This is a genomic window from Agromyces cavernae, assembly GCF_021044935.1.
Lineage (GTDB): Bacteria > Actinomycetota > Actinomycetes > Actinomycetales > Microbacteriaceae > Agromyces > Agromyces cavernae.
Map to the genome: position 1 here is coordinate 906,727 of NZ_JAJNMP010000003.1, position 15,526 is coordinate 922,252.

At 66.2% G+C, this 15,526-nt stretch carries 19 protein-coding genes; 9 read left to right on the top strand and 10 right to left on the bottom strand.

Annotated features, from left to right (window positions below):
* Positions 1-57: 57 nt before the first annotated feature.
* Positions 58-948 carry an oxygen-dependent tRNA uridine(34) hydroxylase TrhO gene (trhO, locus tag LQ757_RS15535; protein ID WP_231048150.1) on the top strand — a complete coding sequence of 297 codons (891 nt, stop codon included), beginning with the start codon at positions 58-60 and terminating at the stop codon, positions 946-948.
* Between the two features lies 1 nt (position 949).
* Here the strand turns inward: trhO and LQ757_RS15540 are convergent, their stop codons facing one another.
* Entirely contained in the window at positions 950-1,450 is a 501-nt protein-coding gene (locus tag LQ757_RS15540; RefSeq protein WP_231048151.1) for a hypothetical protein, read from the bottom strand.
* Entirely contained in the window at positions 1,447-2,331 is an 885-nt protein-coding gene (locus tag LQ757_RS15545) for an LssY C-terminal domain-containing protein (RefSeq protein ID WP_231048152.1), read from the bottom strand. Before LQ757_RS15545 ends, LQ757_RS15540 begins: the two co-directional genes overlap by 4 nt.
* A gap of 150 nt (positions 2,332-2,481) precedes the next feature.
* Between LQ757_RS15545 and LQ757_RS15550 the strand changes: the two genes are divergently transcribed.
* The 4 genes from LQ757_RS15550 (at position 2,482) to LQ757_RS15565 (ending at position 6,175) form a co-directional block, all read left to right on the top strand.
* Positions 2,482-2,850, top strand: coding sequence for a PadR family transcriptional regulator (locus tag LQ757_RS15550; RefSeq protein WP_231048153.1), 369 nt, complete (start codon positions 2,482-2,484; stop codon positions 2,848-2,850).
* Positions 2,851-2,853: 3 nt separating this feature from the next.
* Positions 2,854-4,266 (top strand): permease prefix domain 1-containing protein, encoded by a 1,413-nt coding sequence (locus LQ757_RS15555; RefSeq protein ID WP_231048154.1) that lies wholly within the window; start codon positions 2,854-2,856, stop codon positions 4,264-4,266.
* 99 nt (positions 4,267-4,365) lie between these two features.
* The gene (gene dinB / locus LQ757_RS15560; protein WP_231048155.1) at positions 4,366-5,562 is read left to right on the top strand and encodes a DNA polymerase IV; all 1,197 of its coding nucleotides are present in this window, start codon (positions 4,366-4,368) and stop codon (positions 5,560-5,562) included.
* A gap of 136 nt (positions 5,563-5,698) precedes the next feature.
* Positions 5,699-6,175, top strand: a complete 477-nt coding sequence (locus LQ757_RS15565; RefSeq protein ID WP_231048156.1) for a GNAT family N-acetyltransferase — start codon at positions 5,699-5,701, stop codon at positions 6,173-6,175.
* Positions 6,176-6,251: 76 nt separating this feature from the next.
* Here LQ757_RS15565 and LQ757_RS15570 read toward each other — a convergent pair whose 3' ends face one another.
* From LQ757_RS15570 to LQ757_RS19470, 8 genes are all read right to left on the bottom strand, one after another.
* Entirely contained in the window at positions 6,252-6,842 is a 591-nt protein-coding gene (locus LQ757_RS15570; RefSeq protein ID WP_231048157.1) for a recombinase family protein, read from the bottom strand.
* 71 nt (positions 6,843-6,913) lie between these two features.
* Positions 6,914-7,054, bottom strand: coding sequence for a hypothetical protein (locus LQ757_RS15575; protein WP_231048158.1), 141 nt, complete (start codon positions 7,052-7,054; stop codon positions 6,914-6,916).
* Positions 7,051-7,581, bottom strand: coding sequence for an RNA polymerase sigma factor (locus LQ757_RS15580; RefSeq protein ID WP_231048159.1), 531 nt, complete (start codon positions 7,579-7,581; stop codon positions 7,051-7,053). The genes LQ757_RS15575 and LQ757_RS15580 overlap by 4 nt, the downstream gene beginning before the upstream one ends.
* Entirely contained in the window at positions 7,578-8,246 is a 669-nt protein-coding gene (locus LQ757_RS15585) for a hypothetical protein (RefSeq protein ID WP_231048160.1), read from the bottom strand. Before LQ757_RS15585 ends, LQ757_RS15580 begins: the two co-directional genes overlap by 4 nt.
* Positions 8,247-8,580: 334 nt before the next feature.
* Complete coding sequence (locus LQ757_RS15590; protein WP_231048161.1) at positions 8,581-9,168, bottom strand: GNAT family N-acetyltransferase; 588 nt, start codon at positions 9,166-9,168, stop codon at positions 8,581-8,583.
* A gap of 396 nt (positions 9,169-9,564) precedes the next feature.
* Entirely contained in the window at positions 9,565-9,780 is a 216-nt protein-coding gene (locus LQ757_RS15595; protein WP_231048162.1) for a hypothetical protein, read from the bottom strand.
* Positions 9,781-9,875: 95 nt separating this feature from the next.
* On the bottom strand, positions 9,876-10,316 hold the full coding sequence (locus tag LQ757_RS15600) for a hypothetical protein (protein WP_231048163.1): 441 nt from the start codon (positions 10,314-10,316) through the stop codon (positions 9,876-9,878).
* Between the two features lie 120 nt (positions 10,317-10,436).
* The gene (locus tag LQ757_RS19470; protein WP_231048164.1) at positions 10,437-11,033 is read right to left on the bottom strand and encodes a T6SS immunity protein Tdi1 domain-containing protein; all 597 of its coding nucleotides are present in this window, start codon (positions 11,031-11,033) and stop codon (positions 10,437-10,439) included.
* 554 nt (positions 11,034-11,587) lie between these two features.
* Between LQ757_RS19470 and LQ757_RS15610 the strand changes: the two genes are divergently transcribed.
* The 4 genes from LQ757_RS15610 to LQ757_RS15625 all read left to right on the top strand — a co-directional run.
* Positions 11,588-12,328 carry a YfbU family protein gene (locus tag LQ757_RS15610; protein ID WP_231048165.1) on the top strand — a complete coding sequence of 247 codons (741 nt, stop codon included), beginning with the start codon at positions 11,588-11,590 and terminating at the stop codon, positions 12,326-12,328.
* A gap of 111 nt (positions 12,329-12,439) precedes the next feature.
* Complete coding sequence (locus LQ757_RS15615) at positions 12,440-12,982, top strand: DUF3800 domain-containing protein (RefSeq protein ID WP_231048166.1); 543 nt, start codon at positions 12,440-12,442, stop codon at positions 12,980-12,982.
* 467 nt (positions 12,983-13,449) lie between these two features.
* On the top strand, positions 13,450-14,367 hold the full coding sequence (locus tag LQ757_RS15620) for a hypothetical protein (RefSeq protein WP_231048167.1): 918 nt from the start codon (positions 13,450-13,452) through the stop codon (positions 14,365-14,367).
* Positions 14,368-15,031: 664 nt separating this feature from the next.
* Positions 15,032-15,526, top strand: a 495-nt coding sequence (locus LQ757_RS15625) for a GNAT family N-acetyltransferase (RefSeq protein ID WP_231048168.1), incomplete at its 3' end; no start/stop codon positions are given.

The window sequence follows — 15,526 nt, forward strand, 5'->3', positions numbered from 1 at the left end:
GTCGATCGGCGTCGCCGTACACGGCAACCACGCGGCATCCGCTCGTAGAATCTCGGGGTGCCGCTCGCCAAGATCCTGCTCTACTACGCCTTCACGCCGCTCGCCGACCCCGACGCGGTTCGGCTGTGGCAGCGCGACCTCGCCGAATCGCTCGGGCTCCGCGGGCGCATCCTGATCTCGAAGGACGGGCTGAACGGCACACTCGGCGGCGAGCTGGGCACGCTGAAGCGGTACGTGCGCAAGACCCGCGAGTACCCGGCGTTCCGCGACATCGACTTCAAGTGGAGTGCAGGCAGCGGCCTCGACGGCGCCGGCGCGAGCCTCGACTTCCCGAAGCTCAGCGTCAAGGTGCGCGACGAGATCGTCTCGTTCGGCGCGCCCGGCGAGCTGGGCGTCGACGAGCGCGGCGTGATCGGAGGCGGCACGAAGCTCACGCCCGACGCCCTGCACGACCTCGTCGCCGAGCGCGGAGACGAAGTGGCCTTCTTCGACGGCCGCAACGCGCTCGAGGCGGCCATCGGCCGGTTCCGCGGCGCGATCGTGCCCGACGTCGAGACGACGCGCGACTTCGTGGAACTCCTCGACTCGGGTGGATACGACCATCTCAAGGGTCGCCCGGTCGTCACGTACTGCACGGGCGGCATCCGCTGCGAGGTGCTGTCGAGCCTCATGGTCAGCCGCGGCTTCGGCGAGGTGTACCAGCTCGACGGCGGCATCGTGCGTTACGGCGAGCGCTTCGGCGACGACGGCCTCTGGCAGGGGTCGCTCTACGTCTTCGACAAGCGCGGCGCCATCGAGTTCAGCGACCACGCCGAGGTGATCGGCTCGTGCGTCGTGTGCGGCACGCCGGCGAACCGAACCGCGAACTGTGCGGATGCCGCGTGCACGACCGAGCGCGTCGTGTGCGGGTCGTGCGACCTGCCGCCGTGCGCGGCGCACTCCGCCTGAGTCACCGACGAGGCCGCCGCGCATACGCGCGCGCCGCCCTGCTCGACAGGGCGAGCAGCACGAGGATGTCGAGCGCGAGCGTCACGAGCGTCGTGCGGATCGTGATCTCCTGGCCGGCCGCGTAGTCGAACCACGAGATCACGATGCTCAGCGTCGCGAAGATCATGAGCGTCAGCCGGGCCGCGTTGCTGCCGCGGTACACCGCGAAGGCCAGCAGCAACTGGGCGAGCAGCACGACCGCGCCGAAGACGAGGATGATGGCGAGCACCCCGTATGACGCGATGCCCTCAGCCGACTCGGGGTCGATGCCGCCGTCGTCGGCCAGCACCTGATCCCATTGCGCGGCGAGGGCGACGAGCCAGACGATGCCGGCGATCACGCGCAGCACGACGAGCACGGCGCCCGAAACCGTCGCCGCCGGTCGCTTCATGTCGGGCGGCGCCTCCACCGGCCGCACCAGCTCGGCCGGCGGCTCGAACGCCGCACGCTTCTCGACGCTCATGAGCCGCCACCCGGCGAAGGCGCGACCGGCGCGGCAGCGACATCCGACACATCGATCACCGGCAGGTCGCCGTCGGTGCGGATCGAATCCCCGCCGCCGTTGCGCGAGTGGTACCCGGTCGAGAAATCGGCGAGCACGTCGACACGAGCGCGGGGACTCGTTCCCACCACGGTCGCGATGATGTGGTCGCGCTCGACGTCGGTGTCGGCGTCGATCTTGTGCGTGACCTGCAGCGTGAACAGCGAGAAGCCGACGGCGCGGTCGAAGGTGCCGGCGGCGAGCCAGTCGACGCGGCGCCCACCCGGCAGCAGCCAGCCGTCGGGGGTGCGCCAGAAGCGCACGTGGTGGCGCTTGGCCGGGTTGCCCTCGACCTCCTGCTGGTACGCGAAGTCCTGCTGCCGCCCGAACAGGAAAAGTGGACTCACGGGCGCTTCGTCGTAGCTCTTGCGCGTGAGGGTCGAGGTCACGATGCGCCAGCTGGAGGCGAGGGTCACGTCGTCGGCGCGGGTCCAGCCGGCGGCGAGCATCGCCGCGTGCACGGATGTCTCGGGCCCGTCGAGCGCCAGATTCACCGGGTCGCCCAGCAATCCGTCACTCGTGCGCGTGCGACCGATGAAGTAGTCGGGCACGTAGATCGTGGTGAGGATGCGGTGCAACCGCGGCAGCACGAGGTACGCGAGCACGAGCCAGAACACCACGAAGAACGCGATGCCCCACCAGCCGAACCCGAACGATTCGGTGAGCACGAGCCACGCGAGCCACACCGAGGCGACACCCGCGAACACGAAGAAGAACGCGTCGAGGGCCGCGTTGATCGAGAACCGCCGTGCGCGCGGCGGCTCATCGATGGCATCGGATGCCGCGACCGGCGTCTCCCCCATGTCGGCATGGTACCGCCGCGGTCGACGAGGCTGGTCCGAGCCGTACCCGCTGACCCTTACGGGGTGGCGTCGAGCGCAGTCCAAGTGATACCTTGCAGCTCTAGGTACCTAGATGCTCTAGGTATCCCACGAGTCGCGATCGGAGCACGCATGCGCATCGGCAAGGACCTGGTGGCTGCGGCGGCCACTCCGGTGGTCCTCGGCATCCTCTCTGAGGGCGAGTCGTACGGCTATGCGATCCTGCAGCGGATCGCGGAGCTCTCAGGCGGTGAGCTCGAGTGGAGCGACGGCATGCTCTATCCCCTATTGCACCGACTCGAGCGACTCGGCCACGTCGACTCCGAATGGCGGCAGTCGCCCGGCGGCCGGCCGCGCAAGCACTATCGCCTGAGCGCGCAGGGCGCGTCGACACTCGCCGACCATCGCCGGCAGTGGTCGGTCATCGGCGGGGTGCTCGACCAGGTCTGGCCCGACGGTGCCGACCACCGCCAGCCGCGGCTTGCACTCGGACTGGACTGAGCGATGACGACCGAACGGGCCCCCGCCCTCGACGAGCTCATCGCCTCGTGGCGCGACTGGATGGAGCGCCGGGACGCCCTGAGCGTCCGCGATGTCGACGAACTCGAATCGCACCTCCGCGATCGCGTCGACGCCCTCACGGCAGCAGGGCTCACCGAGGACGAGGCGTTCCTCATCGCCGTCAGGCGCCTCGGTAGCATCGACGAGCTTTCGCGCGAATACGCGGCAGAGCACTCGGGTCGGCTCTGGAAGCAGCTCGTGCTCACCGACTCGTCAGACACCGAGGGAGCGGATGCCTCGACCGGCACGATGCCGTTCGCGCGCCGTGCCAACGGGCTCGCGGTCGCCCTCCTGCTCGGCGTCGGCGCCGGGATCGCGGTGAAGGCGACCGAGCTCCTCAGCGGCGGCCCCGAACTCGTCATACGGAACATCGCCGTCCTCGTGCTCCCATTCCTGGCCGCGTGGTTCGCTTGGCGGCGGCGGCCGCCTGCCGGCACGCTTCTCGGTGTCGCTGCGGCGTTCGCCGCCGTGGCACTCGCACTGAACCTCTACCCGTTCGACGGAGGGTCCTCGAGCGTCACGGTCGCGATGCAGGACTCCGCGACCGCCGTGCTCGCGACCATCGGCTCGATCGTCGCACTCTGGCTCGTCACGGGCATCGTCGACGCCGGCGGCGTCTGGCGGAGCGACCGCACCCGGATGGACTTCCTGCGCTTCAGCGGCGAGTGGCTCGTCTACTACGTGCTCATCGCGATCGTCGGCGGTGCCCTGAGCGGGCTCACCGTCGCCGTGTTCGCGTCGATCCAGGTCGACATCATGCCGTTCATCAGCGAGTGGGTGCTGCCGTGCGGGGCGTCGGGCGCGGTGCTCGTCTCGGCCTGGCTCGTGGGCGCGAAGCAGCGCGTCATCGAGAACATCGCCCCGGTGCTCACGAAGGTATTCACCCCCCTCTTCACGCTCATGATGCTCGCACTCATCGTGGCGTCCCTCATGCAATGGAACCTCGTCGACGGCAGCCGCGACCTGCTCATCGCCTTCGACCTCGTACTCGTCGTGGTCGTCGCGCTCCTCGTGTACTCCATCTCGGCGCGCGACCCCGCGCTTCGCCCCGGCTGGTTCGATCGACTGCAGGTGCTCATGCTCGCGGCCGCGCTCATCGTCGACATCATCGTGCTCGTCGCGATGATCGCCCGGACCGGCGAGTTCGGGTTCAGCGCGAACAAGACAGCCTCGCTCGGACTGAACCTCATCCTCCTCGCGAACCTCGCATGGGCCACGTGGTTGCAGATCGGCTTCGTGCGCCGGCGAGTGCCGTTCGGCCGTGTCGAGTCCTGGCAGACCGGATACCTCCCGGTCTACCTCGGCTGGGCGGCGATCCTCGTGTTCGCCTTCCCGCCGCTCTTCGGCTTCGCGTGACCGGTGCGGCGCGTCACGCAGGAGCTCACGGACCGTGAGCATCCCGTGTCGCCGGTGCGTGCGACGATCCGCAGGACGGGCGATCGGCAGGAGGACGGGATGCGGAACGAGGCGACCGTGTTGCACGCGGATCTCGACGCGTTCTACGCCTCAGTCGAGCAGCGTGACGCGCCCGAGCTGCGCGGCCGGCCGGTCATCGTCGGCGGCGGTGTCGTGCTGGCCGCGAGTTACGAGGCGAAGGCTCGTGGGGTGCGCACCGCGATGGGCGGCCGGCAGGCGCGCGACCTGTGCCCGGATGCCGTGGTCGTCCCGCCACGGATGGACGCATATTCGGCGGCCAGTCGAGCCGTCTTCGCGATCTTCCGCGATACGACGCCGCTCGTGGAGGGGCTTTCCATCGACGAGGCGTTTCTGGAGGTCGGGGGTCTCCGGCGCATCGCGGGCACGCCCGAGCAGGTCGCGGTGCGATTGCGTGAGCGGGTTCGTGCGGAGGTCGGGTTGGCCATCTCGGTCGGGATCGCGCGAACCAAGTTCCTCGCGAAGGTCGCGAGCGCGGTCAGCAAGCCCGACGGACTGCTGGTGGTCGAGCCCGAGCGGGAGCAGGAGTTCCTGCTCCCACTGCCGGTAGAACGGTTGTGGGGAGTCGGTGCTGTGACCGCCGAGAAGCTGCATCGGCTCGGCATTCGCACGGTCGGGCAACTGGCCGAGCTCGAAGCCGCGACCGCGGAGAGGCTGCTGGGCAAGGCGACCGGCGCGCATCTGTACGCGCTGGCCCGGCTACGGGACCCGCGCCCGGTGGACACCACGCGCCGCCGCGGCTCCATCGGCTCTCAGCGAGCGCTCGGCAGCCGCCCGCGCCCGGCCGACGAACTGGACCTCATCCTCACCCAGATCGTCGATCGGCTCGCCCGCCGCCTCCGCGATGGCGACCGGGTGTGCCGCACGATCGTATTGCGACTTCGCTACGGCGACTTCGCGAAGGCCACCCGATCGCGCACGCTCCTCTCCGCTTCCGACCGCACCGCAGTGCTGCTCGCCGTCGCGCGAGGGCTGCTCGCCGGCGCGCAGCCCGAGATCGCTGAGCGCGGCATCACCCTGATCGGCGTCTCGCTGTCGCAGCTGGCGCGCGCCGACAGCCTCCAGCCGGAGCTGCCGATCGACTGGGACGACGGGGTGCGCCTCGACACGGTGCTCGACGCGGTACGCGATCGCTTCGGCGCGGCATCCGTCGCGCGAGCTGCGCAACTCGGTCGCGATGCGGGCTGGTCGCCGCCGCAGCTGCCCGAGCACGAGTGAACGATCCAGGACCGGTGACGGTCGCGATGAACGTTCCCCAGTGCGGACCCCGATCCCACTCCCGCAGATCGGGGTCGTCACGTCGGTCCCCGCGCCTATCGCTTGCGGGGCGTCGTAGTCGTGTCAGCATAGCTTCGTGACGAAGGTGATTGTCCGCCGGATGACTCCGGCCGAGTTTGACGACTGGCAAACCGCGATCGCGGAGGAATATGCGGACGAGCAGGTCGCCGCTGGCCGATGGCAACGCGAAGGAGCGGTGCAACGTGCTCGCGACGAGAACACGCAGCTACTCCCTCAAGGGCTGGAGACCGCGCGAATGCTCGTTCTTCGAGGCGTCGATGCTGACGGCGAGCCTGTCGGCCGCGCCTGGGTGGGTCTTGATCATCCGCGCGGTGCACCTGATGTTGCATTCCTCTATGACATCGAGGTCATCGAGACCAGGCGAGGAAGCGGACTCGGCCGTGCTCTCCTCGAGGCCGTCGAGGATGCAACCCGGCAAGCTGGCGCAGTTGCCTTGGAGCTGAACGTCTTCGGACGCAACCACACGGCCACTGCCCTTTACAGTTCATCCGGGTATGAGGTTGTCACGCAGCAGATGCGGAAGTCGCTCTGAAGTCGCGAAGGAGCCGCGAACCTGCCGCGGCACTCATGGCCGACGCGTGTGTGTGCCCGTTGAACGATCGGCTTGCTCAGCTCCGATTCTCCGACGGTGTCTGGCGCTGGATAGTCCTGTAGACGGTAGATCGCGCGACGTTGAATAGCTCGGCAAGTTCTGCCGTGGTGTGCGTGCCGGCGTTGTGGACCTCCATCAGGTGACGTTGCTGCGGGAGGGACAGCTTCGGCTGCTTGCCGCGGAGGCGGCCTTTCGCTTTCGCTGCCTGCATGCCTTCGCGTGTTCGAGCGCGGATCAGGTCGGATTCGAACTCAGCGACCATCGCCAGCACATTGAACAGCAGTCGCCCCACAGGGTCGAGCGGGTCATGGATAGAGCCGCCGATGCTGAGCTTGACGTGCTTGGCGGTGAGCTCGTCGACGATGTCCTTCGCGTCGCGGAGTGAGCGTGCCAGGTGGTCGAGCTTCGCCACCACCAGGGTGTCGCCGTTTCGGCACGCGGCGAGCGCTTCACGGAGACCGGGTCGGGCGCGATTCGTGCCCGTCAGTCCGTGGTCGGTGAAGATGTAGGCGGGGTCGACGCCGAGTCGCTCGAGGACGACCCGCTGTGCAGTGAGGTCTTGTTCGTATGTGGACACACGTGCGTATCCGATCAGTAGTTCATTCATGCGCGAAGCCTCCTCCCGAAAGTCTTCGTCGCGCTCCGGCGGCCGGTCATGCGCGCCCGATAGTCGATCGGCTACAAGGCGTGCGCTAGGACATTCACCCATCCCTTCTCGGCAGTGGCCTCGTCGCGCGGGTCCGGGAGGTAGGCCGTGATGTCGATCGGCACGGTCGGGGGCAGCGCGATCGCGGTGGGGTCGATGGGTGTTGCGGTCATGGTGTGTTCCTTTCGTATTGGCGTTCGTGGAGGAGTTCGCGCAGTTGGGTCCGTGCCCTCTGGTAACGTCCGCGCGCTGTCGACTCGCTGATGCCGAGGACCGTGGCTGCTTCCGGGAGCGTGAATCCATCCCAGAGGACGAGGCGTACGAGTTCGGATTGGTCGTCCGGTATGGCGTCGAGCGCGGTGCGGATGTCGAGGGTTTCCGCGTCGACATGCTCGGTCGGGAGCGCCTCGAGATGTGCGCGCAGCTTGGCCGTGAGGTCGGAATGGCGGGCGGCGCCGCGGGCGGCGTTCGCGAGGACCCGCCTCCCGACGCCGAACAGCCACATTCGTGCTTGCTCAGGCTCATCGGGCATTCGATCGCCGCGCCGCCACGCCACCAGGAACGTCTCGCTGAGCAGATCCGCGGCGTCGGCCGGGATGATCACGCGTCTGCCGAAGTAGCTGAGGAGGTCGGCGGCGTTGGCGTCGTAGGCGCGCTCCAGGTGTGCCTGTCGGGTCGATCGGCTTCGACGGCGCATCATTGCGCGGCGCCTTCGGCCGTGCCGCCCTCGCACGGCCCTGCTGCGAATGCCAGCCCAACCTCGTCCACGCGGAAACCCGCCCGCTCGAACTCGACCGAGACGCGGTCGGCCATCACCCGTGTCGCTGCGATCGAATACGTCGCCGGCGGGGGGGTTGCGCCGGAGGCGATGCTGTCCGGGTCGGTGAACGCCACGCGTTGTTCGACCTCGAGCTGGTACTCGGCCTCGATCTCCTCAGCGGTGATGGACGCGATGAGCGGATCCCAGTCGTGCTCCGTGAGGAATGCCCGCGCCTCTTCGGTGCGCCGGTCGACTACCTCGGCTGGCACGTCGGGGTCGCCATAGTAGGGTTCCACGCGAATGAAGACCTCGCAGAGCCCGAGGTCGGATCCGTCCTGCAACTCGAAGCTGCGTTGCGCGACGACGTCGGGGGTCCAGCCCAACCAGTCGATCACCGCCGGCCCGGCCGTTGCCGCGGTCACGCCCAAGCCGACGATACCGATACCCAGGGCGGAGCCGGCGAGCAGCTTGCGCAGGAACGTTGATCGTCGCGGGGCTTGCGCGAGGACGGCGCGCGCAGTCGCCTTCGCGTGTTCGGCGGCGGCGGGATCAGACCCCAGCGCCGGTGGTGCAGCGTGCCGCACCGCCTCATCCAACCAGTCCATCGACCTGCCCTTCGTAGCGTGCCCTCACATAGGACATGTCCGGAAAGGCACCGTCCTTAACACGTATCGCGAAGTTTTTTCGACCGGACCGCGTTCGAGAAGCAGTAGACAGCGTAGGGCTCGGCGTTCTTTCGCGTTCGTCTTCGGCAGGTTGATCATCGCTGTCGCCGTGATCGTGCTGGTGCTCCTTCTCGCGGGTCTGCTCTACATCGTCGAGCGCGCTGCGTGGCGCGCCGCTGCATAGGTTCCCGAGAGCCGATCGCTCGCTGCGACAGGGACGCGAGGGCGAGCGGACTCTCGGCGGTTGGACGTTCGCGCCTGAGCGAACTCGGCGTCAGCCGCGGGCCGGTGGGACCGTCTTGCGCATTACGGTCTTGCTCTTGCCGATGTGACGCTCGAACGTGAATCCCGCCTTCTCGAACATGGCCCTCGTGCCGTTGTGGAGGAACGAGGACGACGTCCTCTTGCCGGGGGCGAGCTCGTTGGGGAACGAGACCACCTCGCCCCCGCCGGCCTGCGCGATGAGCTCGAGCGCGCCGTCCAGCGCCTCACGCGCCACGCCCGAACGTCGGTGATCGCGGTCGACGAAGAAGCATGTGATGCGCCACGGTGCCGGCTCGGTCTCGCCCGCGTCGTACTGCTTGCGGTGGTAGATGTTCGGCAGTTCGACCGGACTGCCGTATTCGCACCACGCAATCACGTCGTCGCCGTCGAAGACGAGCGCGGCGTGCGCGACGCCCTCCGCCACGAGTCGCTGCTTGAACGTCGGCCGGTCGTACTCGTCCTTGACGGTTTGCTCCGTGTCGTTATGGAAATACGAGCAGTAGCAGCCGCCCCAGACCCCGTTGTGCTTCTGCGCGAGCGCCAGCCACGCCGGGAAGGTCTCGGGAGTGAGCGGCTTGATCACGTGCGAAGTCGTCACGCCGACCTCACCGGCCCCACGTGTCGGTCCGACGCGGCGATGTCGATGCCGTCGTTGTCGGGTGTGGCGATCGCCCACCACATGGGCGCCCGAGTGTCGTCGACCGGTCGTCCGCCGGCCGAAACTCGCTCGCGGACGCGATCGGCGAGAACCGAGACGTTCATGTGCGTGCGACCGCGTCCGCTCCAGCCGATCTCAGTGACCGACCACGGTGGATCACCCGCCACTCGCGTGCCATGCCGTCATCTTGCCAGCATCACCGATTGATGTCACGGCCCTCATCGCCTGCCCGAAAGCCGACCCGCTTGCGGAACGACTGCTCCGCGGGCCGTGCTCAAGACGGTCGATCTTGACGGGGGCTGAGCGGCGCGCGCTCGTTCGCAAGCTGGCTTTGCCTCAGGGCACGTTGCCGCCGTTGTTCTGCGAATATCGAACAGTCAGAACGCCTGCGGTGTGAGCTGCTCCCATCGCGTCGCTCGACGGCCGCTCGTCGCCCACTGCAGCATCGTCGTCAGCAGGAAGTCCGCGGGTCCGGCGCTGACGAAGCACGAGGAAGATCACTGCACACGCGACAATGCCGCCGAACCCAGCGAGCCAGATCAGCAGGTCCATGGCATGTCCCAACGCTTAACGCGATGGTATCCCCGCCTGCGCAATCGATTCGCATAAGAGATCCCTTTACGCACACGGATGCCTCGACGCCGTCTTTAGGCTGCGGGCTCCTCGCACCGCAGCGACCAGAGTAGGAATGCAACCCCGCCGACGAGACATCCCACGTATGCGAGCCACGCGATCGGCTGCAGGTCAACCATCTCGTGAGTGAGGAGCCCCGTCACGGCACCACCGACCGCTACCACGCCGATGCCGCCAACGATGCTGGCGACAGTGCGCGAACGGGTCACGTGCAGCGAGATCCGCCTCAGACCAAGCGCTATGCCGAGAGACAAGAAGGCTGCCGCAAGGCCGATCGGAACTGCGAGTACCAGCGCATATGCGGAGTACGCGAGTGCGAGCCCGGGGTCAATCGTCGTCCTGACCACCTGAACCGTCGACAGAGTGCCGGCCGTTAGCACTCCGAGAAGGGCGGTATATCCGAATATGGCCGCACGGGTGACGGGGTGTGACGGTCTCGATATCGTTGCGGACACTCACGCTCCATCAGCTGCATTGCCGGCCAGATGCGACATGCTCGTTCAGAATCTACGGCGATGCGTCTGCCGCCACCGGAATCGATCCGTCCTGTAACCGGATCCCTTGCGGCGAGACGCTCAGTCGATATCCACGCGGCGAATCTGACTGCTCGGGGGGACGCCGCGAGTTGTCGAGCGGAGCTCGGCGATCAAGTGCCAGTAGACGTCCATTTCGGTAATCTCGAGGTTCGAGATGGTGTCCTCTCCACCGACGAAGAGCGGTGTGCGGTAACCGGCGCACTCGTTGAACGCCGGGACGCTGCCACTGGCCTCCAACCATTGGGAGAAGAACTCGGACGCGAGCGCAGCGTCCGCGTAGTCAACGAGTTCTTCGTCGAAGAACGTCGAGAAGGTCGCCGGGACTTCTAGCGCTTCGGCGGTTCCGGGCTCGAACATCAGCACGCCTGGGTCGTTCCGTTCTCCTCGGGTTGCATCGAGCGAGAACTGACGACCGAGCCAGTCGAACGCGAAGCACTGGATTCGGCCGGCGAACTCCGTGAATCCCGCGGCCACGCAGGCGTCGGCGCCGCGCGCAGAATCAACCGTGTGCACGCGGAGCAGACCGCCTCCGAACACCGCCCCGCCGAGTTCGTCCTGGAGGCTGGCGAGCGTCGAGTGTGGAATCGGCGCGGTCGCGCCCGCAGTCGGAAACGTGAGCAGGAACCGTTCAAGCACGCTTGATTCTGTCAGCGAATGGCCATGGGCGAAGCGGTCGCGCTGCGGGATCGTTTTCGGCCGTGCGTTTGGGCGTTGGCTATTTGCTTCGGACCGGCCCGCGCAGGGGCCAAGGCTCGCACTGCACGTCCGCGAAGGCAACGACCGCCTCACGCAAATGGCGAGCGATTTCCTCGCCGGCGGCGCCCAACTCTCGCGGGCTTCGCTGCTGTCCCACCCTTCAGCCTGGTCGAAATGTGCTGCCCAGAACCCGTTCCAGGCGTCGAGTTCTCCCAGAGCGGCCAGTCCCGTGAGTAGTCCGGAAACAGCCGGATGACGCGTCGATCAGGCGGTCTCCCACTCATTCCGTGAGGCTACCGCTGTCGACCAGCGGCCCTCCGGCTCTCCATGCTGATGCTCACTGACGGGCTAGCGGGCTCGATACCTGAATTGGCCGACTGACTATTGATTGGTGAGATCTCACCGCCCGTCGAGACATGACATTAGGTTTCAGTGCGAGGTATCACGTGTATGCTAACATGTGTTACGCGTAGTACACAGGGAGGGCGATCTGAATGGCAACGATCAACATTCGAGTCGAGGAGCACATCCGCGATGCACTCCAGGAGATGGCAGATGCGCGCGGCATAACCCTGAGCGACTACGTCCGGGACCTACTGAGGGAGGCGACCGTCTCGATCCGCACGACTCCGACCACCGGCAGCGGTCTCGCCCCGGACACCTTGAGTGTGATCGATAGACAAACGCTCGCCCTGCTCCACCGCATCCTCGCTCGCGTGCTCCCCGAAGACGCCAACGACGTCGACGGCGACCTGGCCTACCAACTCGAGCGCGCTAAGGCGCTCGAGGAGGGCTACTCCGGCGAATACGGCATGGAGTTCATCGGGATCCGAACCGAACTCTCACCGCTTAACAGCGAGCGAGTGAAGGACATCCTGGATATGTTCCGCATCTTCGACTACAGCATCGCTGCTGCGGCCGAGGCCGGCGAGTCGCTTGAGGACGAAACCATCAGGGCGCTCCGTTACCAAGGGTTCGACTTCAACGACCCCCTCGAGGCACAGATGGCCGACTACGTGGAATACCTCGTGAACGACGGCAAATGGGAAGAACGCAAGGAGTTCCTCGAAGGTGCAACCCACGGCAACTCCCACATGCCGACCCTCGACATGTACAACCAAATGCTCGCCTCGTACCGGCGCATCAAGGACTCACGGCCGCGCCCGCGACTGACCAGGGACTCCTACCTGCTCTCCCGTGCTGAGTTGATCTCCATCGTCGAGCGCGTGCGCTGATCGTAATCAGCCGGTACCTGCTGCGCGGGTTGGTGACTCGCGCCCCACGGACGTGTGCATGTTCCGTCCCGCCTACGCTGTTCTGAGCATCTCCCGAACTGATTGGACACCATGTCGGCATACACCAGCGGCGCTCGTGTATACGTCGACGAATGCAAATCGAAGGGCTACTATGTCGCTGCAGCCGTAGTGATGCCCAACGATGCTGCAGCGATCGAGAAAGAACTTCGCAAGCTCACTCGTGCAGGCCAGCGGCGCATTCACTTCACCAGTGAATCGGATACGAGCCGCCGGACGATCCTCTCCGCCGTTGAGAAGCTCGGTCTGCGGGTCGTCGTCTACCGAGTCCAAGGCGCAAAAGACAAGGAAGCACGCACCCTCTGCCTGAACGCGCTGATCGATGACATGGCAGCTGGCGGCGCGACTCACGTCATCCTCGAGCGCGACGAATCCGTTGAAGCCGCTGATCGCCGCATCGTTGCTCAGGCGCTTCGACGCAATGGGAACTACGACCTCAGATACCAGCACGCATCCCCGAGCGAACACGCCCTGCTGTGGGTGAGTGACATGGTCGCCTGGTGCTGCTACAAGGGCGGTGACTGGCTCCGCCGTGCAAGCGGGATCATCATCGAGACTCGAGATCTCACGCCTTAATGCGGCAAGTTAAATGCGCAAGCCTGGCTCGTCGAACCGTCCGGATGACTGCCAGGCTAACTTCAAGCCACTATTGCGGCCTGCAATAACCACAATAACGCGAAAGCTACCAAAACGGATACCAGGCTCAATAACAACAGAGCAAACGCGGAATTCAACTACGCTCAGTACGGCACCGCGTACACCGCCCCGTAGGACGATCCGCTTGCGGACGTCCGTTGGCGGACCGGCTATCGAATACCGGCGTCGCCGCGACAGGTCGTCGAGTCAGGACCTCTTCCATGTGAAGGAAGCGCTCACAGAGCGCTAGGTGCTGCCTTGTCCTCATTTCTGAGGATAGATCACCTGCGCGAGTGAGAGTACCCTCCGATTTGGAGGACAGCTCAGGCTGGGGGGACGACATGGCGGGCGCTCCACCACCATCAGTCGGCTCGGGCAAACGAGACGCGACGGAGAACCCGAGATCCGTGCGGATCCGCACGGGGGCCTTCCTCGCTCTGCTGATCGCTGTTATCGCCGCGATCCGAGCCCCCTTCCGCCGCGCGAAGGGCGCTAAGAAGGACTCCCCGCCACCGGCGGAGAAGCCGGAGGGGGCCAAGAAGGACTCCCCACCACCGGCGGAGAAGCCGGACTTTCCAACGTCGGTGCGGGTTGCCGCGTTAGCCTACTTCGGGTTGCTGATCGCCGTGCTGGCTGGGCTCGGTATTCAAGGTGATCTCCTGGCCAGGCTCATCAGGAATGATCCGGTGGTTTTCGCCTGGGCCGTCGTCGCGACCTTGGTGGGTGGCGCCGCCGCGGCGATCGTACTGTTGTGGCCAAAAGCGCCGGCGGCAAGATGGGTACTTGCTTTGAGTGCGGCGGTGGCCTTGGTAGGGGTGTGCTGGGCCGTCATCGTCGGCACCGCGAGCCTCAGCGTTCGGGAAAAACCTTCGCTCGATCTAAGCGTCGTCGCCAAGGATGCGAACACCGTTACGGTAACCGCTGACGCGGCGGCATCCTCGATGCGAGCGAAGGAAACCCTGCTGCTCCGCTTGATCGCGTTCACCGACTCTGCTTCCAAGCACCCGAGGGTTTCCGAGGCGAAACAGGCAGAGCTAAAGTGTTTGGCCGACACGGCACAGTCGTTGAATTACGTGCTGCTCTACTGGGGCGACACAGGAGTCACCGTGGCCGGGGTGGCCTCCACCCAGTGGAAGGCTGACGTGGAGATCAACGGCGCCTATGGCGAGATCCGCTACATCTGCGCCAAAGCCGTGATCAGCGAACGCGAAGAGCCCGGTGGGGACCCGAAATGGCGACGACACGAGAATCGGTTTGTCTGGGCGATCGCCGATGTCACCCTCGTCCCATCAACATCCCCGCCGCCGACGACGGCAAGCCGCTAAGCGAGTACTAGGTCGTCTCGCTTGCTGGCCGACGTCGCGCGTCTGGTCGAGCGTTTGCGTGATCCAAGGCGGGACCGGGTGCGGCCAGAGCTCGACGTTGAGGACGTCGAACGGCCGGCGTCGCGATGACCGCTTCCGTGTAAAGGAAGGCGCGTTGCGATGTCCTGAATGCAGAATGGCTCGTCGTGGTTCGAGTTGAATCGGAGAGCGTCGTAGTAGGTATCGCTCGTGGCTCGAGTCGGGAGTGTGAACGCCAGACGTTGCCCGGGTCCGGCGATCCCGTCAAGATCCTCAGTGGGGTCGAGGACGATCAGGTAGAGTTCTCGGTCGCCATGCAACTCGGCGAAATCTCGCAACTCGTACTAGCCCGATCGATCATGTCAGTGAAGCGAAGTGATCCATCGCGCCGGGGGAAGGCGTACTCCGGAAGCTGACCGCGCGCCGGACGACGCTGTCAGCTTCCCGAAGCAGGTCTGTGTAATCGGAGTCCACTGCGAGAGGGTTGTCCGCCGGTTCTGACACGACCTCGAGCCTACGGCGCCGGCCCTCATATGGCGGGTTGGAACCCGAGGTGCTGCATCCACGACGCCCGAAAGCCGATCCCTCAGCGGGGCCGGCCAAGCGCCGGCGTGGGCCCGCCCAGCCGGTAGGCCAGACTGATCGAGTGCAAGAACACGACGTCGTCCTTCGCGCCGATGACCCGCGCCGGGATGAGCTCGAAGCTCAGGGGTGGTCAATCGCGGCGACCTCGTGGGCGGCTCAACTCACCGCTCCGGCAGCCGACGTGGACCGGCTCCGGACGCTTGTCGACCGTATGCGAGGGTACGGCGAACTCCGCGAAGTTCGCGAAGACGACATCGCGGCGGTGCTCGCACTTGATGCGGTGACCGTCGAGGACTACCCGGGAAGCATCGCGACCCGGCATGTTCCGCTGACCCCGGAACGCGCACGTGTGTCGCGGGAACGTCGTGGCTTTGGCGTGTTCGATTCACGCGGACGAGCGCTCGCGGTCACGTACGTCGACGTAAACGATCTTCGTGCCGAGACCGACTTCACCGTCGTCGACCGAGAGCACCGAGGACGGGGGCTCGGCTCTGCGGTGAAGGCGGCATCCGTTCTCGCGCTGATCGAGGACGGCGTGGAAATCTTCCGAACAGGC

Excerpts from the sequence above, each read along its gene's own strand:
- LQ757_RS15580 (WP_231048159.1), bottom strand. The coding sequence starts at position 7,581 with ATGATGCGCCGTCGAAGCCGATCGACCCGACAGGCACACCTGGAGCGC.
- LQ757_RS15615 (WP_231048166.1), top strand. The coding sequence starts at position 12,440 with ATGTCGGCATACACCAGCGGCGCTCGTGTATACGTCGACGAATGCAAA.
- LQ757_RS15585 (WP_231048160.1), bottom strand. The coding sequence starts at position 8,246 with ATGGACTGGTTGGATGAGGCGGTGCGGCACGCTGCACCACCGGCGCTG.
- LQ757_RS15610 (WP_231048165.1), top strand. The coding sequence starts at position 11,588 with ATGGCAACGATCAACATTCGAGTCGAGGAGCACATCCGCGATGCACTC.
- LQ757_RS15570 (WP_231048157.1), bottom strand. The coding sequence starts at position 6,842 with ATGAATGAACTACTGATCGGATACGCACGTGTGTCCACATACGAACAA.
- LQ757_RS15555 (WP_231048154.1), top strand. The coding sequence starts at position 2,854 with ATGACGACCGAACGGGCCCCCGCCCTCGACGAGCTCATCGCCTCGTGG.
- LQ757_RS15550 (WP_231048153.1), top strand. The coding sequence starts at position 2,482 with ATGCGCATCGGCAAGGACCTGGTGGCTGCGGCGGCCACTCCGGTGGTC.
- LQ757_RS15575 (WP_231048158.1), bottom strand. The coding sequence starts at position 7,054 with ATGACCGCAACACCCATCGACCCCACCGCGATCGCGCTGCCCCCGACC.
- LQ757_RS15545 (WP_231048152.1), bottom strand. The coding sequence starts at position 2,331 with ATGGGGGAGACGCCGGTCGCGGCATCCGATGCCATCGATGAGCCGCCG.
- LQ757_RS15540 (WP_231048151.1), bottom strand. The coding sequence starts at position 1,450 with ATGAGCGTCGAGAAGCGTGCGGCGTTCGAGCCGCCGGCCGAGCTGGTG.
- dinB (WP_231048155.1), top strand. The coding sequence starts at position 4,366 with ATGCGGAACGAGGCGACCGTGTTGCACGCGGATCTCGACGCGTTCTAC.
- LQ757_RS15595 (WP_231048162.1), bottom strand. The coding sequence starts at position 9,780 with ATGGACCTGCTGATCTGGCTCGCTGGGTTCGGCGGCATTGTCGCGTGT.